Source organism: Phycisphaeraceae bacterium (assembly GCA_019636795.1).
Classification (GTDB): domain Bacteria; phylum Planctomycetota; class Phycisphaerae; order Phycisphaerales; family UBA1924; genus JAHBWW01.
This window is the reverse complement of the sequence record JAHBWW010000006.1, coordinates 82,111-104,150: the sequence shown is the minus strand read 5'-3', so window position 1 is coordinate 104,150 and position 22,040 is coordinate 82,111. Positions and strand designations below refer to the sequence as shown.

The window sequence follows — 22,040 nt, the reverse complement described above, 5'->3', positions numbered from 1 at the left end:
AGAAGCCCACCCTGTGACATGACGAGCAGAAGCAGGAGAAGCCGACAGGCGGTGCGTCTTCTTCCTGCGCCGGTGCGTCCAAAAATGCGTCTTGACCAGCCCCAAAACCGTCCCCAACTGGCTCCCGACTGTTCCCGGTCGATTCGTCTAAGGCCTTGTCAGAACGCGGTTTGTCGGCTTCAGGCGGCGATTGCAAGAACCGCATCTTGCGACTGTCGATCCGGTGGTTGCGGGTTCGAGTCCCGTCCGCCTCGCTTGAAAACGCCTCTGGCACGATGCCGGGGGCGTTTTTATTGGACCGATGGGTCACTGGTGCGTGTGGTGGGTCACTACGGGGTCACAAAGTCGGGGTTCAGACGGCCAAGTTTCTTCGGGCCTCTGCCTTGTTCACCTTCACGGTGTCAGCATGGCGGCACAGACGGTACTAGTTGCACGAACGGCAACTAGTGCGTTCGTATAACTACTTGTCCCAAGCCGCTCTCAGGTTGGCCACGGTCGAATCGACCCGAGCCTTGCGGAACTTGCCGCCCTTGCTCGGAAGGGACAGCCTCACACTTCCGGGCGGAAGGCCCATGTTCTGCGCAATGGTCTTCTCAGCCGAGCCGATACTTGCATTGTCGCGCAGCGCGCGGAACCGCTTTGCCTTGGCCACACGCTTCTTTGCTGTCTTCTTTGCCATGCAGGATGCTCCCTGTTGGGGGTGTTGAAACGTCGGGGAGTATACCCGGCCTTGTCAGCACCTCCAGCACATCATCCAGCCGCCCGGCTTCGATGTAGTGCCCGCCCAGGTGGATCAAGCCCGGGCACTCGCCCGCAAGAGATCCGCCCCCACACGTTCATCGGAGCACAGCCCAGCATGGCCACGGCTACATCGACGCTGACCAAAATGGACTCAGCCGACCTCAAACCCCAAACTCAATCATCACCCCCGCATACGCACACCCCGCTGTCGAAAGATACATGTTCCCGTTGAAGAAACTCGCCTTGCGCGCCCCATCCTCATAAATGTAATGCGCCTGCCCAAAAGGCCCCTCACGCGTCACACGTTCAATCCCACCCAGCCACTCAATCGCCTCGTCACGCCTGCCGAAACGCAACAAAACCTCCGCCGCACGCGCAGGCCACCCGTCATACGCCCCCGTCGCCTGATGGTCCGCCCTGAACGTCTGAAAACTCGGCAGCCCTCGCGTCAGCGCATTCTCATCCCGAGGCGAAAGCGCATACACCCAATCCTCCGTCTTCAGGTCCCGCTCAAAGAACTCCACCATCCCCCTCTTCATCTCCCCCGAAAGATCCTCCGCAAGACACCGCCCAACATACACAAAATCCAGCACCGTCTTCACCGTCCGCCGACGCCCATCCGGCAGCACACACGCATAAGGCCCGCCCTCATACAACTCCAGCACGCGCCCCGCCAACTCATCGGCAGCACGCCCATACTCCCCCTCACCCGTCAACTCTTCCAGAAACCGCAACCCCGCGACATTCAGCGCATTGAACGACGCGATCGTGTGTTCATACGAACTCACACACTCCAGAATGTGCTGATAGTGCCCATAGTCCGTCAACTCCCGCCGCGCACAACTCCGCAGATACTCCAGATGCCTCATCGCCCACGCTCGATCCCCCGTCACACGCACATAGTCCCGAACCACCGACAAAAACGCCCCCGCATTGATCCCATACCCCATCCCCGCCCCGCGCCCGCTCACCATCTCCACGCCCCAATGCTCGTGCAGGTCCACGCGCATCATCGCTTCCATCATCTCGCGCAGCACCGCCGGGTCCAACCGCGCCAGCATCGACGCCTGAAACTCCATCTCCCACAAAAAACACGTCGTCGGCGCACCCTCAGGCCCACCGATCACATACGCCGTCTTCAAAGGCCGAACCTCCTCCGTCCAGATGCACTGCCCCCCGGTCGCAACGCCCGCTCTCTCCGATAACTCCGGCATCTCCCGCCGCGTCATCAACAACGACAAAACCGACATGTCATACAACCGTTCAAGCCCGCCCCCACGCTCTCGCCTCGGCAGACTCCCCGAAAACACCGTATTTCCCGGCTCAAACGCCGCCTTCCACGTCCGCTCCCACTCCTCACGCCCCGAGTCCCACGCCTCTTCAACATCCACCACCGACCCAGACTCACACCCCTGCACCCCATACCACATCACCTCATCGCCCGCAACCACATCAACCGTCGCAACTCCAACGCGACCACGCTCCACTTCCTCATCACCATCACGCCACGCGCACAGATCCGAAAACACCCGAAGCTCCCCCGGCACATGAAACTCCGCCATGCCAAACGTCTTCGTATCCGTCAAGACAAACCGCCCCTCATGCCGTTCGACGTTGAGCATCGGCACATCCTCAGGCGGCACATTCCAGTAGTCCGTAAACCGCCACACTCGAGGCAGCCCCCCAAACACCAGATGAATCCGCATCGACCGCGCAAACCGAATCCGCTCCATCACCACCGGCAGCCCCGCCGCCATACGCACAAAACTGCTCACACCCGCCCCCACCCCCACTCCCATCCGTTCGATTTCGTACGCCTTCCACCTGTACGCAACGCTCCGCGGATACCGGCGAATCCGCTCGCCATCGCTCCAGAACATCAGCCCCGTAGGCGTCGCCATCCCCGTCGGCGCACACACCCAGTTCTGAACACCCGCAACGTCCCACGCCGCCTGCACCACCCCCCGAAAGTTCGTTATCACCGGCAGGCTGAACTCCTCTTCACGCTCAGGTTTCAGCCAATCGCTCGCCAATTCATCAATCGTCAGCATCCATCCTCCTCACACTCAGACTCATCCACTTCGTTATCCGACCGTACCCCAACATCGCCACCATATCCGTTCATGCACGATGCCCGTCTGATACCAGGTACAAAACACGACAAAAGCACTTCAACCGCCAACAACTATTCATCCCTCATTCAGTCACCTTGAGCTGAAGTCCAAGCGGACTCCATACCAGAGTGAATTTCCCCTGAATTCCGGCGCAAATTCTATTGAATCCTGTACCTTACGCTCGTATATTGCGCCCAGAGAGATCATCAGCCAACCAGCAGTTATCCCATATCGTGAGTTCCACATCACAGGCACGCTACGACTTAAAAGTCCGTGCGCCGCCATCGCTGCCACACCATTTCTGGGGAGTTTTCCATGTTTCGTGCAGTCCTTCACTCCAAAATCCACCGAGCCGTCGTCACCGAAGCACGCATCGACTACGTCGGCTCCATCACCATCGACGCCGACCTCCTCGAAGCCAGCGGCATGCGCCCAAACGACCAGGTCGTCATCGCCAACTGCAACACCGGCTCACGCTTCGAGACCTATGTCTTCCGCGGCGAAGCCGGCTCACGACAAATCATCATCAACGGTGCCGCAGGCCACCTCGCCTCAAAAGGCGATGTCGTCATCATCATGCACTACGCTTTCATGAACGACGACGAATACCGCCTCCACAAACCCCGCGCCGTCCTCATGAAGCCCGACAACACAATCGACGAAATCATCCGCTACGACAACCGCTGATCGCACGCCGATCGCGCCTCTCCGTCCGACTTACCGATCCAATCTCATCATGCCGTGCACCCTCGGCGTGCACGATTCCCTTTGCAGGAGCGCTCTGTGAATCCTCAGATTCGATTCCGCTGTGCATTGATCGGCACCGGCAGTGTCCTCATCCAGTGCGCCGACGAACTCCTCCGCCGCGGACACTCCGTCGTCGCTGTCGCATCGCCCGATCCACGCGTCGCAACATGGGCACACGCAGCCTCAATCCCCTTCGCCTCCGATTTCGCAGGCCTGATCTCCCTCACCCCCCAAGCCCCCGACCTCCTCTGGAGCATCGTCAACAACGACGTCCTTCCATCAACCGCCCTGACCTGGCCAACTCACCTCGCCATCAACTATCACGACGGACCACTCCCGCGTTACGCCGGCATTCACGCCACATCATGGGCAATTCTCGCCGGCGAAACCGAGCACGCCGTCTCATGGCACGTCATGACCGACCGCGTCGACTTCGGCGACATTCTCGCGTCCGAACCATTCCCCATCTCCGCCGCCGACTCCGCCTTCACCCTCAACGCAAAAGCATACGAAGCCGCCCTCCGCTCATTTCGCACGCTCCTCACACAACTCGAATCGCAGACTCACTCACGCGCGCCACAGTCCGAATCGCAGCGCACATGGTTCGGCCGACACCATCGCCCGCCCCACGCAGGCATCCTCGATTGGACTGCCTCCGCAACCGATCTCCTCCGCCTCGTACGCGCCCTCGACTTCGGCCCATACGACAACCGCCTCGGCACCGCACGCATCTGGACCGGATCACGCTTCCTCTTCGCCACCAATGCCGCTCCAACCGACACCGGACCAAACTCCGCACCCGGAACCATCATCTCCGTCGCCGACGCATCCCTCCGCGTCAGCACCGGAGGCTCATCCGACATCCGCCTCCTCGGCCTGCGCGAAATTGATGGCTCACCCGCAAACCTCGCCGAGCCCCGCTTCGCATGCGCACGCCAACTCCCACCTCTTGACCCCGCCGAACTTCAGCGCATCATCGCGCTCGACTCCGCCGCACACCGCACCGAAAACTGGTGGATCAACCGCCTCGCCAACGTCCAGCCCATCCAGACGCCCTTCATCTCCAGCCTCCAGTCACTCCACCCCGACCCCTCAGCCGAAACAAGCACACTCGACATCGCAACCCCCCTCGGCTCCACCGCCGCCCAGCAGATCGCCGCCTTCGCCATCTATCTCGCGCGCGTCTCACGCAACACGCGTTTCGACCTCCCGCTCCACACACCCGCGCAACCCAACCCACTCGCGCCCGCCGGTCAACTCTTCGAGACTCATCCGCCGATGCGCGTCGATCTCAACCTCGAAACCTCTTTCCAGTCCATACAACACGCCATCACCGCCGAACTCGAAACCCTGGCAAAGCACCCAACCTACGCCCGCGATCTGCTCGCACGCAGCACACGCCTCCGCGATATCGCCGAACTGCGCTCAACCCATCTCTGGCACGCCGCAATCGAACTCACCCCTCACGCCTCCAGCCGCGCCGCCATCACACTCCTCCCCTCCGACACCGGCTGCTCCCTCCGCTTCCGCACCGATGCCGTCCCAACCGATCAGGCCATCGACATCGCCGCACAATTTCAGCAACTCCTCGCCCAGGCCTCCGCTGCTCCTCACGAACTCGGCTCACGCCTCTCCATTCTGACTCCCGCAGAACGCCGCCGTGTCCTCGAAACCTTCGCAGGACCCACACGCAACTACGAACGCGGCATCACCCTGGCCGATCTCATCGCCCGCATGGTCGCCCAGCACCCCGATGCGCCCGCTGTCATCTTCAACGACACCATCACCACCTACGCACAACTCGACGCGCTCTCCAACCGCATCGCACACCGTCTCATCGCACAGGGCGTCAAGCCCGGCTCACTCGTCGGCGTCTGCCTCGAACGCAGCACCGAACTCGTCGCAACCCTCGTCGCCGTCATCAAGAGCGGCGGCGCCTACGTCCCCCTCGACCCCTCATACCCCATCGAACGCCTCAAAAACATGATCGAAGACGCACACCTCGCCGTCCTCGTCACGTCACAAAACTCACCCTCATCTCACTCAACCACACCCCTCTACAAATCCCTCGACTGGCAAGGCCAAACCCTCTTCGTCGATGATCCCTCCCTCGCTGCTAACCCCGCCCACACGCCCACATGCCCCGCAACTGAGCACGACCCCGCATACGTCATCTTCACCTCCGGCTCCACCGGCAAACCAAAAGGCGCCGCCAACGCACATGTCGCAATCATCAACCGCCTCATGTGGATGCAGGAGCACTATCAACTCACCCCCACCGACCGCGTCCTCCAGAAAACACCATACTCCTTCGACGTCTCCGTCTGGGAGTTCTTCTGGCCACTCATCACCGGCGCCACCATCGTCGTCGCCAAGCCCGAAGGCCACCGCGACAGCGCCTACCTCGTAGACCTCATCGCACACCACGCCGTCACTGTCCTCCACTTCGTCCCCTCAATGCTCCGCGTCTTCATCGAAGAGCGCAACGTCACCAGTTGCACCACCATTCGCCGCGTCGTCTGCTCCGGCGAAGCACTCCCCTTCGATCTCGTCGAACGATTCTTCTCGCGCCTCCCAAACGCTCACCTCGCCAACCTCTATGGCCCAACCGAGGCCGCCGTCGATGTCACCGCATGGGAATGCCACCCCAACGACCCACGCGGCATCGTCCCAATCGGCAGCGCCGTCCCAAATACCTTCATGTACGCACTCGACGATCACCTGACCCCAACACCAACCGGCGTCCCCGGCGAACTCTTCATCGGAGGCATACAGGTCGGCATGGGTTACGTCAACCGACCAGAACTCACCGCCGATCGCTTCATCCAGAACCCATTCCGCCCCGGCGAGAAAATGTACAAAACCGGAGACCTCGGACGCTTCCTCCCCGATGCCTCCATCGAATACCTCGGCCGACTCGACGACCAGGTCAAGATCCGAGGCTTCCGCATCGAACTTGGCGAAATCGAATTCGTCCTCTCCGCCCAACCCGACGTTCAGGAAGCCGTCGTTCTCGCACGCGAAGATGTCCCAGGCACCAAACGCCTCGTCGCATACATCGTCGGCAGCGCCACCCACAGCGCACTCCGCGATGCACTCGCAAAACTCCTCCCCGAATACATGGTCCCCGCTGCCTTCGTCACCCTCGATGCTCTCCCCGTCACCGCAAATGGCAAACTCGATCGCCGCGCACTCCCCGCCCCGCCCCGCGGCTCCGCCTTCGCTTCCGATCGCCCCTTTGTCGCCCCAACCTCCGACACCGAAGCACAACTCGCACAAATCTGGGCCCAGGTCCTCAACCTCCCGCGTGTCTCCATCGACGACAACTTCTTCGAAATCGGCGGCGACTCAATCCTCGCCCTCCGCATCGTCGCAAAAGCCTCCGACGCAGACATCCATATCGCAGTCCACGACCTCTTCCGCGCGCCCACCGTCCGCGCCCTCGCCTCAACCGCTGCAACTGCTCAATCCACCGCCACCACGCGCACCCAGCCATTCCAACTCATCTCCGCAAACGACCGCGCAAAACTCCCCCCCGACATCATCGACGCCTACCCCCTCAGCGCACTCCAGAGCGGCATGGTCTTTCACAGCGAACGCGCCATCGGCTCATACCTCTATCAAGTCGCCATGAGCCTCCATGTCCGCGCACGACTCGACCTCACGCTCCTCCAGCGCGCCGTCGATCAGGTCGTCGCACGCAATCCCATCCTCCGCACCAGTTTCGACCTCGGCACCTTCGCCGAACCAATGCAACTCGTACACGCTGCCGCCTCAGCCCCAATCGAATACCACGATATCTCCCACCTCCCCTCCGAATCGCAGCAAGCCCTCCTCGCCCGATGGATCGACGACGAAGCCGAATACGAATTCGATTGGTCTCGCCCCCCGCTCCTCAAATACACCGTCCACAAACGCTCCCCCGACACCTTCCAGTTCGGCATCACCTTCCACGACGCAATCCTCGACGGCTGGAGCACGTCGAACATGATGACCGAAATCTTCTCCCGCTACGTCAACATGCTCGCCGGCGCCCCCGATCTCGATCTCACACCAAACCCCATCACATACCGCGATTTCGTCGCCCTCGAACGCACCACCCTCAACTCCCACGACGCCCAGACTTTCTGGGCCGGACTCATGGACGACGCCCCCTTCACACAAGTCCCGCGCATCCCCGGCGTCGGAGCCGATGTCCCCGTCGCACGCAATCTCGACCTCATCGTCCCCATCCCCGCCGACGTCAACCAGCGCGTCATCGAACGCGCACGCGAACTCGCAATCCCGCTCAAGTCCTTCTACCTCGCCGCGCACACGCGCGTCCTCGGCATGCTCGCTCATCAGGACGACGTCGTCACAGGCCTCGTCATGAACGGCCGCATCGAAGACCCGGGCGGCGACTCCTCCCTCGGCAACCACCTCAACACCATGCCCTACCGCCTCCACGTCGCCGACCAGACTTGGTTCGAACTCGCACAATCAGCACACCACGCCGAACTCGCCGCACTCCCACACCGCCGATACATCGGCGCACAACTCCTCCGCGATCTCGGCCGCGCAGGTCAGGACAACCTCTTCGAAACCGGTTTCAACTACACACATTTCCACGTCTACGACCGCCTCGCCGGACGCGACGATATCGAGTTCCTCCGCGTCGATTTCACCGACCCATTCCACTACGTCCTCGTCGCAAACTTCCGCGTCGACGCATACGACAAACGCCTTGATGTCGTCCTCAACTACAACAACAAACACATGACCCGCGATCAGGTCAAGCAGATCGGCCGATACTACCTCGCCGCACTCCGCGCCATCGCCGCCGACCCTCACCAGCCCGCCTCCCCCGCAGCCATGCTCCCAAAAAGCGAAAAACGACAACTCCTCGATGACTTCGCAGGCCCCGCACGACCCTATCCACAAAACCTCACCCTCGATCAACTCATCGCACAACAGGCAGCCGCAACCCCTCACGCACCAGCCGTCATCTTCAGCGACCAGACCACCACCTACGCACAACTCGACGCCAACGCAAACCGCATCGCACACCGACTTCTCGCCCTCGGCGTCAAACCACACTCCCTCGTCGGAGTCTGCCTCCAGCGCAGCACCGAGCTCGTCGCCGCCCTCCTCGGCGTCATGCGCGCAGGCGCCGCATACGTCCCCCTCGATCCAACCTATCCCCCCGAGCGCCTCGCCAACATGATCGACGACGCCGCCCTCGCCGCCTTCATCACCTCCGCATCCGACCCCACGCTTCCATCCTCCTCCGCCCAACTCGCCACCCTCAACTGGCAAGGACCAACTCTCTTCCTCGACGATCCGTCGCTCGCAACTTCCCCCTCAACCCCCCCCGCCTCCACCGCAACTCCCGACGACCCCGCATACGCCATCTTCACCTCAGGCTCCACCGGCCGCCCCAAAGCCGCACTCAACGCCCACCGCGCCATCATCAACCGCCTCCTCTGGATGCAGGACGAATACCAACTCACCCCCAGCGATCGCGTCCTTCAGAAAACTCCCTTCAGTTTCGACGTCTCCGTCTGGGAGTTCTTCTGGCCACTCATCACCGGCGCCGCAATCGTCGTCGCAAAACCAGAAGGTCACCGCGACACCGCATACCTCGCACACATCATCCAGCACCACAACGTCTCCGTCATGCACTTCGTCCCCTCCATGCTCCGCGCATTCCTCGAAGAACCAACCCTCCCACGCATCACCTCCCTCCGCCGCGTCGTCTGCTCCGGCGAAGCCCTCCCATTCGATCTCGTTCAGCGATTCTTCACCATCCTCCCCGCTGTACGCCTCGCAAACCTCTATGGCCCAACCGAGGCCGCAGTCGATGTCACCGCATGGGAATGCGCCCCACGCGACCCACGAAACATCATCCCCATCGGCTTCCCCATCGCAAACACCCACTTGCTCGTCCTCGATCCACGCCTCGAACTCGCCCCCATCGGCACTCCCGGCGAGCTCTACATCGGAGGCATCCAGGTCGGCATCGGATACGTCAACCGACCAGAACTCACCGCCGAACGCTTCATCCAGCACCCATTCCGCCCTGCCGAAAAACTCTACAAAACCGGCGACCTCGCACGCTTCCTCAACGATGGATCCATCGAATACCTCGGCCGACTCGACGATCAGGTCAAGATCCGAGGCTTCCGCATCGAACTCGGCGAAATCCAACACGCAATCGCTCACCAGCCCAACGTCCAGCACGCCGTCGTCATCGCACGCGAAGACATCCCCGCCAGCCCACGCATCGTCGCATACATCGTCGGTAGCGCCGATCACGCAACCCTCCGCGCCGCACTCGCGCGCACACTCCCCGAATACATGGTCCCCGCAGCCTTCGTCACCCTCGACTCGCTCCCCGTCACCTCCAACGGCAAACTCGACCGCCGCGCACTCCCTGCCCCCTCGCGCGCCGCCGCATCCGCCGCCGATCGCTCTGCCGCCGAGCACGCGACCGATCTCGAGTCAACCCTCGCCGCCGTCTGGGCTCAAGTCCTCCGCCTCGACTCCGTCGCACTCAACGACAACTTCTTCGAAATCGGTGGCGACTCCATCCTCAGCATTCAGATCTGCGCACGCGCACGCCGCCACGGCATCCTCATCACCCCAAACCAACTCTTCGATCATCCAACAATCGCACTCCTCGCCCCGCACGCTCGACAAGCCGCAGCACTCACCGCACATCAGGGCCCCGTCACCGGACACTCCCCGCTCATTCCAATCCAGCAGTGGCTCCTCGATCAGAACCTCGCCCAGCCATCGCACTGGAACGCAGCCATAATGCTCGAAGTCCCCTCACGCATCGACGACCTCACCTTCCGACGCGCACTGCTCGCCGTCGTCAATCATCACGATGCCCTGCGCCTCCGTTACCAACGAAACGATCAGACCTGGACCCAGCACTTCGACACCCCCGACGCAACCAATCTCGCATTCCACACCGCGCTCGTCGATCAATTCTCCACCCCCGCCGCCGATGCCTCCGTCGAACGCCACGGCACCACCCTCCAGACAGGTTTCAATCTCGCACAAGGCCCCCTCTTCGGCGCAGTCCTCTTCCGCGAACGCAACGGCGGCTCCGCACGCCTCCTCATGGCAGCACATCACCTCGTCCTCGATGGCTTCTCCTGGCGCCTCATCATCGAAGACCTCATGCTCGCCTGCGAACACATCTCGCAGGGCCAGTCCCCCTCCCTCCCACAAAAGACCCACTCCCTCCGCGACTGGGCACACGCGCTCGAGCAACACACACCCTCAATCTCCGCTTCGCCGCAACAGCGCGAATGGTGGATGCGCGAACTCGCCGCCTCACCGCAGATCCCCCTCGATCACCCCGCAGCCGACAACACCGAAGCATCCGCCATCGTCCACACCACCATCATCGACCCCGCCGCAACGCGCGCACTCCTCCACGATGTCCCAGCCTCATATCACGCACAGATCAACGACATTCTCCTCGCAGCACTCGGCATCACCCTCCGCCAATGGGTCAGCCGCGACACCCTTCGCATCGACATGATGGGCCATGGCCGCGAAGCAATCTCCGACGATCTCGACGTCTCACGCACCGTCGGCTGGTTCACCACCCTCTTCCCCGTCGCCCTCCCACTTCACACAATGACCAACCCCGCCTCCGCAATCAACGCTGCACGCGAACACCTCCGACAGATCCCTGCACGCGGCATCGGTTTCGGCCTCGCACGCTCATGGGATACCACCGATCTCGGGAGCGCTATCCGCCAGGCCGCGCCCGCCGCACTCTCATTCAACTACCTTGGACAATTCGATCAATCCCTCTCCCAGGGCTGGAGCCTCCGCATCGCACGCACTTCCTGTGGCCCAACACGCCACCCTTCAAACACACGCCCAGCCATCATCGAAGTCGACGCCATGATCGTCGATGACGTACTCCGCATCGACTGGATCGCAAGCTCCGCGCTCCACAACGAATCCACGATCCAGTCGCTCGCTGCAAACTTCTCTACCGCAATCGCCCACATCATCCGCGACGCCGCAGCAGCATCAAACACCGCTCCCGCAGCAGCCAGCGCCTTCCCCCTCGCAGGCCTCGACGATGAAGGCCTCGCACGTCTGTCCGCACTCTTCGACGCAAGCGAGTTCACGGATGAGTGACCGCCCAGCACTTGAAAACGTTCAGGACATCCTCCCTCTGACTCCAATGCAGCAGTTCACGCTGCTCGAAATCGCTCACGCCCCGGACTCCATCGCATACTTCGAGCAATTCACCTTCCTCATCCGTGGCCCCATCGATCCCGCCGCATATCAGCGCGCATGGGAATCCGTCATCGCCCGCTGCCCCGCCCTCCGCGCACAATTCATCTGGCAAAAAGACGACCGCCCCCTCCAGATCATCCGCAAGCACGTCAACCTCCCCTGGACCAACCTCGACTGGTCCACCCCCGACGCGCCACCACTCGACGACTATCTCGCGCGCGATCGCGCCACACTCTTCAAACTCACCCGCCCCCCACTCATGCGCTTCGCCCTCGCGCGTCTCGAACACAACCTCCACCGCGTCATCTGGTCATTCCACCACATCCTCATCGACGCATGGTCCGTCTCCATCATCCTCGCCGACGTCCACGCAACCTACCACGCACTCACCCAGAACCACGCTCCCGATCTCCCTCCCCCCGCTTCATTCCAAAGCGCCCTCGCCGCTCTGGCCCGCTTCCCCGCTTCCGATGCCGAGCGCTACTGGACCGCTCTCCTCGCCGGCCTCGATACCCCCACTCCACTCCCCGCCTCTCGCCCCGACCACGACATCCCCGGACGCTCCAGACAACCCACCGTCATCCCCGCAACTCTCCCCGACTCCGACTACACACACATCAGGCAGTTCGCACGCGAAAATCGCTTCACCCTCAGCACACTCATGCTCGCCGCATGGACCCTCGTCCTCAGCCGCTACACACGCAACGACGACATCATCTTCGGCACCACCTTCTCAGGCCGCTCACTCGACACCCCAGACATCGAACGCATCGTCGGCCTCCTCATGAACGCCGCACCCGTCCGCGCCCAGATCCCCCGCAACACAACCATCGCCGACTTCCTCTCCTCAATCCAGAAACAAATCTCCGACTCCACCCGCTTCGAACAAACCCCCCTCTCCGACATCCACCGCTGCGCACACTTCCCACCACGCACCCCACTCTTCAACTCCATCGTCGTCTTCGGCAACTACCCCCTCGACGACGCACGCTCCGGCCGCGCATCACCAATCTCCATCGAATCCCCAAAATCCTTCGGCTGGACCGACGTCCCCCTCACCCTCATGGTCACCCCATGGAAAACATTCGACATCGAAGCCCGATTCGACACCGCAGCCGTCGATCCCGCACTCGTCCGCCAACTCCTCGATGACACCCTGCGCACCATGCGCCGCCTCGCCGCCGATCCGGCCCTCTCCATCGACGCAATCGAAATCACCGACGACGCCGATCGCCTTCGCCTCATCACGCTCCCCAATCAAACCATCGCCTCAAACCCTCCCGCCACCATCCAAAGCCTCTTCGCCGAGCAAGCCCGCAAAACCCCAAACGCCACCGCATACCGATACAACTCCTCCTCGCTCACCTACGCCGCCCTCGACCGCCAGAGCGCCGCAGTCGCCGCCCACCTCATCTCCCTCGGCGTCTCGCCCAACACCCCCATCGCAGTCTGCATCGAACCATCGCTCCAGCTCCCCACCGCCCTCCTCGGCGTCCTCCGCGCCAACTGCTGCTACGTCCCACTCGATCCCACCTACCCCGCAGCACGCCTCGAACACATCCTCCGCGACGCCGCACCCCCATTCGTCCTCGCAACCGCCGACACCGCCGCCGTTCTCCCTCCCAGCCTCGCAACCGTCATCAACATCGCCACCATCAAACCCTCCAACGCCCCCCTCCCATCGCCCGACGCAACCGTCGCCTACATCACCTACACCTCCGGCTCCACGGGCCTCCCCAAAGGCGTCCGCGGCACACACGCCGGCGCCATCAACCGCTTCCGATGGATGTGGAACTGGCGACCCTTCCAACCAAACGAAACCACCTCCTGGCAGACCACCATCAACTTCGTCGATCACGTCTGGGAAGCCTTCGGTCCACTCCTCGCCGGCGTCCCCATCAACATCCTCCCACACCAAACCGTCAAAGACCCACGCGCACTCGTCGCCGCACTCCGCAAAAACAAAATCTCACGCATCACCGTCGTCCCCGCACTCCTCGAAGCCATCCTCGACACACACCCAGACCTCCACAAACACCTCCCGCACCTCCGCATCTGCGTCTCCAGCGGCGAAGCACTCTCCTGGAACCGCGCCCAGCGCTTCCTCGCCGCACTCCCGCACGTCGAACTCATCAACCTCTACGGCTCATCCGAAATCGCCGCCGACGCCACCGCACACGTCGTCACCTCCGCCGACATCGACGCCGGTGTCATTCCCATCGGCCGCCCCATCTCCAACGTCAAAATCGCCCTCCTCGATCATCGCCTCCACCCAACCCCCCCCAACGTCCCCGGCATCATCCACGTCGCCGGACCATGCCTCGCCGATGGCTACCACAACCGCCCCGACCTCACCGCCGAACGCTTCCTCCCCAACCCCAACCCCATCCCCATCCCCGAACTCAACGCATCAACCCTCTTCAACACCGGCGACCTCGCACGCTGGAACGACCAAGGCAACCTCGAATACCTCGGCCGCGCCGACAACCAGACCAAAATCCGAGGCTTCCGCGTCGAACTCGGCGAAGTCGAACACACCATCAGCATGCACCCCGCCGTCCTCGAAGCCGCCGTCATCGCGCGCAACACCCACACCGGCACCGCACTCCACGCCTACTTCGTCCCAGCCAACGGCAGCACCGAGCCCACCGACCACACGCCCGAAATCCGCCGCTTCCTCAAAGGCCGCCTCCCCGACTACATGCTCCCCGCCGCACTCATCCCCCTCGATCACCTCCCGCGCACCCCCAACGGCAAACTCAACCGCACCGCCCTCCCCGACCCCACCAACATCATCACCACCGAGCCCATCACCGATCCCACCACACGCCGCATCTGCGAAATCTTCCAATCCCTCCTCGCCCTCCCCGCCGTCGGCCCTGCTCAATCCTTCTTCGACCTCGGCGGCCACTCCCTCCTCGCCGTCAAACTCGTCGCACGCATCGAAGCCGAGTTCAAAAAGACCATCCCCCTCGCCGCCCTCCTCCGCGCCTCCACCCCCGCCGCCCTGCGCGACCTCATCGAAGGCAATCAATCCCCACACGACACCTCCGTCATCGCCCCCTTCCGCACCACCGGCTCACGCATCCCCTTCTTCTGCATCCACGGCATGGACGGCAACGTCCTCTTCCTCGAACGCCTTCTCCCCGGCCTCTCCCCCGATCAGCCCCTCTACGGCATCATGGCACGCGGTGTCCACGGCGACGCAACCCCGCTGACCACCATCGAAGACATGGCCGATCATTACCTCGACGCCATCCGCACCATCCAACCGCAAGGCCCCTACATCCTCGGCGGCTACTCCCTCGGCGGCGCCATCGCACTCGAAATCGCCCACCGCCTCACACAACTCGATCAGCCCGTCGAACGCATCATCATGATCGACACCCGAGTCCTCCGACAGGCCGCCGGTCGCTCGCTCCAGCGCACCCTCCGCAAACGCTTCATCTATCAACTCCGCTCCGGCCCGCGCCACTTCCTCCGAACGCTCTGGATCGGCCCCGTCGAACGCAACGCCTACAAACTCTGCGCACGCTTCAACCTCCCCATCCCGCGCCGCCTCCGCCCCTGGCCAGTGCGCTTCGCCAACCTCTCCGCCTACTTCAAATACCGCCCCCGCCCCTGGGCCGGACCCATCTCCCTCCTCCGCGCCCAGCATCAGGAAGACGAATACAAAGACCTCCACGCCCTCGGCTGGGAAAACTTCGCCCGCGGCGAGCTCAACGTCCATCCACTCCCCTGCGACCATCTCAACTTCTTTAGCCCGCGCTCCGCCGGCGTCCTGGCACGCGAACTCGACCGCATCCTCACCCCCGCCCCCATTCACACCTCCTCCTCAACCTGAAGCCAACCCCCGCGCGCCAACAATCCCCCCGTGACCTTCGCACTCTCCACCTCGCCCCTCGCGCTGCCCGAGCCCTTCGATGGCGTCCTGACCGCCATGATCGCGCTCGACACCATAAGCGAACCCCTCGACGCCCTCGCCGCAACCCTCGACCCAGCCGAGCAAACCCGCGCCGCATCGCTGCGCTCTGGTCTTCACCGCGCCCGCTTCATCTGCCGCCGCTGGTGGCGCACCCAATTCATCGCCCGCACCTTCAACCTCGCCCCCGCCGACATCCGCATCACCCACGACGCCCTAGGCTGCCCCACCATCACCGCCCCCCATCACCTCACACACATCCACCTCTCGACCGCGTCCGCTGGCAACATCGCCGCCCTCGCGCTCGCCCCGCACCGCCGCCTCGGCATCGACCTGGCCCACATCGACCCCGCCCACGCAACCCTCGACGCCGCCCGCATCTTCATGCACCCGGACGAACTCGCAGCCCACGCCGCACTCCCGCCCACCGCACAACCGCAGCACTTCTTCCAACTCTGGACCCGCAAAGAAGCCCTCCTCAAAGCCCTCGGCACCGGCTTCGCCACCAACCCCCAAACCATCGACACCCGCCCCGATACCATCATGCTCCCCAGCCCCAATACCGTCATTCCCCCAAGCCCAGGTGCCGTCGCACTGCCCAGCCGCAATACCGTCGCGCTCCCCAGCCCCAACGCGCTCAAGAGCCCCGCACCCATCCACCTGACCAACCTCGCACTCGATCCCGCCGACCCTGCCCACACCGCCGCACTCGCCATCCACCCTCCCCATGCCACCGACCCCCAAGCCCAGGGATCCCAATCCCTGGGTTCTCCAACCACACTCCCCCAAGCCCAGGGATCCCAATCCCTGGGTTCTCCGACCACTCTCTCCGGCTGGTGACACCAACCAAAACCGTCGATCCCCGTGCCACCGACCGCGGCTCTGAGCGGTCGGTGTGCCTTCCCCGACTTCAACCCGACCTCCCCAAAATCTCCCCCCATCCCCCCACGCTCGCAAGTTCCCGACCCAACCTCCAAAACCCCTTGCAATACGCCGCCCAAGGCCCATCATGAACATCCATGATGCCCAACACCAAACCCACCCGACCCCCAAGCCCAGGGATCCCAATCCCTGGGTTCTCCGACCACTCTCTCCGGCTGGTGACACCAACCAAAACCGTCGATCCCCCGTGCCACCGACCGCGGCTCTGAGCGGTCGGTGTGTCTTCGCCCTTTCGAACCGTCTCATGACCCGTGCCACGATGTCGGCGTGCCACCGAAGTCGGCTCTGCGACTTCGGTGCGACAACACCCGTCCCTCACATGCCACAACTCCCACCTCACATGCCACAACTCCCACCTCGCGTGCCACAACTCCCACCTCGCGTGCCACAACTCCCACCTCGCGTGCCACAACTCCCACCTCGCGTGCCCCAACTCCCACCTCGCGCGCCACGACTCGCAGCCGATCAGCTCGCGCAGTCGTACCCATTACGCTCCCGCACGTCCTCGCCCCGAAGGGGCGAAGGCTTGTAGCCACGGGTGAAGCGCAGCCCGGCCCCAGCCGGGCGCAGCGCAACCCGTGGAACAGACCCGCATCTCTCCAACCCTGCCCCGAAGGGGCAGAGGAAACGAAAGTTCACAAAGCCTCATCCCTCTCCCACAACTCCAGATTCCCGCGCCAACAGCGTTGTGGCACCAACCACCCCTCGCCATCCACGCTCACCGTGCCACCGACCGCGGCTCTGAGCGGTCGGTGTGTCTTGGTCTCTTGTAACACCCCTGCCAACAATCCCCTCCCCGGCGGGTGCACCGACCAAAACCGTCGATCCCCCGTGCCACCGACCGCGGCTTTGAGCGGTCGGTGTGCCTTCCCCACCTTCAACCCGTTCCATCCGCAATGCACATCCATTTCCCCTCCGACGGATGCGGTATGCTGCAGCGATGAACAGCGACCCCCGACCTGAAGCCACATCCTCCTCCAAGCCTACAACCTCGGATGCGAGCGGTAGTCCACATCCCATACGAAAACACATGACCCGCCGCGAGGTTCCGGGCGGCGTCCGATTTATAACATTCTCCTGCGAACGTCGGCTCCCGCTGCTCGGCTCCCCCGACGCTCGCGATCTCTTCGCACGTTCGCTCCGCGAAGCCAGAGACCGACTGAGCTTCAAGTTGCTGGCCTGGGTCGCCATGCCCGAACACACCCACCTTCTCCTCATTCCACCTGACGGATCCCCGCTTGCTCCTGTTCTCAAATCCCTTAAACTCTCGATCCAGCAACGTGTTCTTCGTTTCCTTCGACACTCAGGCGATCCGCTCGCGTCAGAGATCGTCCGGGCCGATGGAGCGACCCGATTCTGGCAGAAGGGCGGCGGCTTCGACCGCAATGTTCGCGAGCAGACCGAACTTAATAAAGCCATTCGCTACACACACCACAACCCGGTCGCACGAGGTCTGGTCGCAGCGCCGCTCGATTGGCGCTGGTCAAGTGCGCGATGGTGGTTCGCACGCCAGCGAAGCCACGAGCAGGATCCAGCAGATGTCCCATGCGATTGGCCGCCAGGCGACCCCCGCGCCTGGGCCATGTGGGAGGGATATGTATGAACCGATCGAACTGACTCACTCGAAAACACACCGACCGCTTAAAGCCGCGGTCGGTGGCACGAAGAAGTCAATCCAAGTCGACGGTCGGTGCCACCTGCCGTCCACGCACACCCACACTAGCCAGTTCATGCCGTCATGGGAGATAGAGAGATCAGGAAACGTTGTACAAACAAAGACCAAGATCAGAAGGGCAATGACAATACGTATCATTGCTCGTAAAACTGATCAATTCCGATCCCTATCGCTGAATATGACGCTCTCTTTCATGCAGGTCACGCAACAAGTCAAAATTCCTGGCAGACGCGTATCCGGGTACTCCATGACGATACAATAAATAGCCATGAAGACTATTGGCTATCCACCCAACTGGATCAATAATAAAATAATCATCCTCCGTCGCAACGACTGGACGATTATAATTCACTCCGCGCTTAGGTTTTGACCCGATCCGCCACGCGGTAGCCGGATGACGGGTTCGAATAATTTCCCCGAAGTACATGCCAGAATCTATGCTGTACGAGTAAGTTTTTGCAGACATTTCGATGTGAGTTCTTGCAATCCACTCGTTTAGCGGATTGTCGTCGATAATACCAATTTGTTGACGGTCTTCCTCAGTGAGTTCCCGAGCTTTGGCTTGATCTTTGAGCCATAACCCAAGTCCAAGAACAGATTGTTCACTCCCATCCGGAATCCATGCCTCAAAACCGGATGTCTCACGAACTTCAAGGCTCAACATTTGGATACGCTCCGGCATTTGATTCATGAAATGCTCAAAAAATTGCTTTGCCTGCGTTCGAGTCATCTCGATACAGTTAAAGCCGACTGGAGATGTAAATAGTGTGTATGGCATGATTTATGGGAGATTGACGTGCTCAATAATGGTGATGGCGGGTGGCACCGACCAAAACCGTCGATCCCCCGTGCCACCGACCGCGGCTCTGAGCGGTCGGTGTGCCCTTTGGCTTCTTGTTGCGGGCAGGATAGGCAGGTGACACCGACCAAAACCGTCGATCCCCGTGCCACCGATCCGCGGCTCTGAGCGGTCGGTGTGTCTTGGTCTCTTGTAACACCCCTGCCAACAACCCCCATCCCACCTCCCCGCTGCCCACAATTCCCTCCGCATCTCCCACCCGCGCGCGCAACATTCCGTCCCTTCCACGCTTCCCTCTTGCATTTCCCCCGCAGGTGTGCATCATGCACTTCATGATCGCACCACACGACACACCCTGCGCCTCACGAGCCGCGCCCGATCACCCGATCTCGACTTCACCCCTCCCGCCTCACGTCTGCGAGTCCGAACTCTTCAGCACGCTTCTGCGTTCAAGCCTCCCGCTCCCCGAGATCGCCGCCGAGTTCAACATCTCCGTCACCATCATCGCCCGCTGGCTCGAACTCCCCCACATCCAGGACAAGCTCGCCCTCGTCGAGCGCGCCGCCATCGCCCGCGCCCGCGTCCAGGCCGCCGAACTTGCATCGCTCGCCGTCAGCGCACTGGTCGATCTTCTTCAGACCGCGCCCACCGACACCCCGCGCGATCGCCAGACCCACACCCGCGCCATCTCCGCCGCAGGACGGCTCTTCAGATCACTGTGCGTCTCGCCCAACACGCCCGGCACACAACCGCCCGGCACGCAAGCCCCCACGCACGCCCCCGCGCTCTCCCAACTCACCGCGGCAGCCGCTCATTCAGCGCCGGCAACTTCGGCGCCCCGATCGCCTTGGCCTGATACCAGAACGCCGTCGAGGCGATGTCGTCGGTCAGTGGCTGATACTTCTTCGTCTCGTACCACCCCAGCGCCTGCACCGTCACGCGCAGATCCCTGGCAAACCGCACCGGGTCGGGCAGATGCCACCGATACAAACCATGCGCCGGCACGCGCGGGCCCCACTTCTTCTTGTACCCCTCCTCGAACTGGCAATAGCCAAGGTACGGCGTCGAATACACCTGTGGCGGCAGCGCCGGATCATCATGATCCATCACAAACCCCCACGCCCCGCCAAAATAGTCCTCCGTCCCCGTCCCGCAGATCGTCGGCGCGTCGTGCTTGTCGCCGTCGATGAAGAACTTCACTTCCCCCTCGCCCCACCAGCACGAACTCAACTGATTCCACACCAGGTACGTCCCGACGTAGTGCCCCTTGCCCTTGATGCCTTCGAGAATCACGTGTTCAGGATTCTGGCGCGTCGTCAGGCTCCGGTTCCACGCCACGTGCAGCAGCCCCGCATCGGCCCCGACCTCCTGCTCGGCATACGTAATCTGATAAAAGAAGTCCGGAATCATCTCCGGCCCGTCGTTGCGCACCGTGATCCGTATCCGCTTGCGAAACGGCATCGGCCAATACGAGTTCTGCCCGCCCATCGGCGCCACCACCACCGTCGCCGAGTTCACCAGCGCCTTGCCATTGACCCCGTTGGCGAAGAAATCGCCCAGCGGACAGCGAATGCTCGGCTCCTTCGCATCATCATAAAACACTTCCAGCGCAATATGCCGATGTACGCCCTGCAGCACCGTACACCAGATGTGCTGGATCACCCCCGGCCCCTCGATGTCGGCCAGCGTCAGCGTCTGCCCGGGCGCGAAGTTCTTCAGGCAAGGCCGCACCTTCCAGCCCTTGCCCAGCTCGCTCGCCGCCTCGGTGCAATGTTGATCATCGCCGACCTTGGCCTGCGCGCCGCCCCCCTTCTTGCCCTTGGGGTTCTCAGCACAGATCGAGCGGGTGCGGCCAGCAGTAATGCGAGTGATATCAGCAAGCGGGTTGAACATCCAGTCGGTCCTTTCTCATGAATGGACCGGACTGTAGCCGCGACAACCGCCCGCGCGCGATCGGGTTTACGCCCGAAACTCCCACGGCTCGCCGGGCGTGTAGCCGATCAGGTCGTAGAGCTCGGCCCGCGTCTGCATCCGCTCCAGCAGCCCCTCGGCGCTGCCGCTGTCGCGCAGCACGCCCAGCGCATCGGCCACCGCCTTCATCGCGATGCGCAGCAGCGTCACCGGATAGATCACCAGGTCGTAGCCCAGCGCGCCGAGGCGCGCCAGCGGAATCAGTGGCGACTTGCCGAACTCGGTCATGTTGGCCAGCAGCAGTGCGCCCGTCGGCCGCAGCGCCTCGGCGAAGCGCGCGAACTCGTCTTCGCTGTGCAGGCCTTCGGGGAAGATCATGTCCGCCCCGGCCTGGCGGTAGACCTTCGCGCGCGCGACGGCCGCGTCGAAGCCTTCGACCCCGGCCGCATCGGTCCGCGCGATGACGATGAACGCCCCGCCGCTGCACGCCCGCGCCGCTTCGGCCGCCCACGCGATCTTGCTGGCGCAGTGTTCGACGCCGACGAGCGTCTTGCCGTCGAGATGGCCGCAGCGTTTGGGGAAGACCTGGTCTTCGAGATGCAGCCCGGCGGCCCCGGCGCGGTGATAGTCGATGACGGTCCGGCGGACCATCTCTTCTTCGCCGAAACCGGTGTCGGCATCGGCGATGACGGGCAGGCCGCTGCCGTCGGCGACGTCGCGGATGGTGCGGCAGAAGGCTTCGAGCGAGAGCAGCCCGACATCGGGCACGCCGGCCGAGACGCTGGTCGCGGCCCCGGAGACGTAACAGGCGTTGAACCCGGCGCGTGCAACCGCGCGTGCCGCCAGAGCATTGAAAGCTCCGGGCGCGGCGACGACTCCGGAAGCCATGGCGGAGCGGAGAAGAGTGCCGGGATGAGGCTTGGTCATGAGTGAGGATAT

At 62.8% G+C, this 22,040-nt stretch carries 11 protein-coding genes; 5 read left to right on the top strand and 6 right to left on the bottom strand.

Annotated features, from left to right (window positions below; genetic code table 11):
- Nucleotides 1–460: 460 nt before the first annotated feature.
- Together KF757_12910 and KF757_12905 are read right to left on the bottom strand one after the other, a co-directional pair.
- Complete coding sequence (locus tag KF757_12910) at nucleotides 461–679, bottom strand: hypothetical protein (protein MBX3323878.1); 219 nt, start codon at nucleotides 677–679, stop codon at nucleotides 461–463.
- A gap of 223 nt (nucleotides 680–902) precedes the next feature.
- Nucleotides 903–2,792, bottom strand: coding sequence for a hypothetical protein (locus tag KF757_12905; GenBank protein ID MBX3323877.1), 1,890 nt, complete (start codon nucleotides 2,790–2,792; stop codon nucleotides 903–905).
- 378 nt (nucleotides 2,793–3,170) lie between these two features.
- Here KF757_12905 and KF757_12900 point away from each other — a divergent pair, with 378 nt between their 5' ends.
- The 5 genes from KF757_12900 (at nucleotide 3,171) to KF757_12880 (ending at nucleotide 18,319) form a co-directional block, all read left to right on the top strand.
- Nucleotides 3,171–3,542 (top strand): aspartate 1-decarboxylase, encoded by a 372-nt coding sequence (locus tag KF757_12900; protein ID MBX3323876.1) that lies wholly within the window; start codon nucleotides 3,171–3,173, stop codon nucleotides 3,540–3,542.
- A gap of 96 nt (nucleotides 3,543–3,638) precedes the next feature.
- Nucleotides 3,639–11,750 (top strand): amino acid adenylation domain-containing protein, encoded by an 8,112-nt coding sequence (locus KF757_12895; protein ID MBX3323875.1) that lies wholly within the window; start codon nucleotides 3,639–3,641, stop codon nucleotides 11,748–11,750.
- Nucleotides 11,743–15,696, top strand: coding sequence for an amino acid adenylation domain-containing protein (locus tag KF757_12890; protein ID MBX3323874.1), 3,954 nt, complete (start codon nucleotides 11,743–11,745; stop codon nucleotides 15,694–15,696). The genes KF757_12895 and KF757_12890 overlap by 8 nt, the downstream gene beginning before the upstream one ends.
- 30 nt (nucleotides 15,697–15,726) lie before the next feature.
- Complete coding sequence (locus KF757_12885) at nucleotides 15,727–16,614, top strand: 4'-phosphopantetheinyl transferase superfamily protein (GenBank protein ID MBX3323873.1); 888 nt, start codon at nucleotides 15,727–15,729, stop codon at nucleotides 16,612–16,614.
- Nucleotides 16,615–17,746: 1,132 nt separating this feature from the next.
- The gene (locus KF757_12880; GenBank protein MBX3323872.1) at nucleotides 17,747–18,319 is read left to right on the top strand and encodes a transposase; all 573 of its coding nucleotides are present in this window, start codon (nucleotides 17,747–17,749) and stop codon (nucleotides 18,317–18,319) included.
- A gap of 238 nt (nucleotides 18,320–18,557) precedes the next feature.
- Here the strand turns inward: KF757_12880 and KF757_12875 are convergent, their stop codons facing one another.
- From KF757_12875 to KF757_12860, 4 genes are all read right to left on the bottom strand, one after another.
- Nucleotides 18,558–19,082, bottom strand: a complete 525-nt coding sequence (locus KF757_12875) for a hypothetical protein (protein ID MBX3323871.1) — start codon at nucleotides 19,080–19,082, stop codon at nucleotides 18,558–18,560.
- Between the two features lie 557 nt (nucleotides 19,083–19,639).
- Nucleotides 19,640–19,867, bottom strand: coding sequence for a hypothetical protein (locus tag KF757_12870; GenBank protein ID MBX3323870.1), 228 nt, complete (start codon nucleotides 19,865–19,867; stop codon nucleotides 19,640–19,642).
- Nucleotides 19,868–19,985: 118 nt separating this feature from the next.
- Nucleotides 19,986–21,083, bottom strand: a complete 1,098-nt coding sequence (locus KF757_12865; GenBank protein ID MBX3323869.1) for a DUF2961 domain-containing protein — start codon at nucleotides 21,081–21,083, stop codon at nucleotides 19,986–19,988.
- A 66-nt stretch (nucleotides 21,084–21,149) separates the two neighbouring features.
- Nucleotides 21,150–22,028, bottom strand: coding sequence for an isocitrate lyase/phosphoenolpyruvate mutase family protein (locus KF757_12860; protein MBX3323868.1), 879 nt, complete (start codon nucleotides 22,026–22,028; stop codon nucleotides 21,150–21,152).
- Between the last annotated feature and the right edge of the window lie 12 nt (nucleotides 22,029–22,040).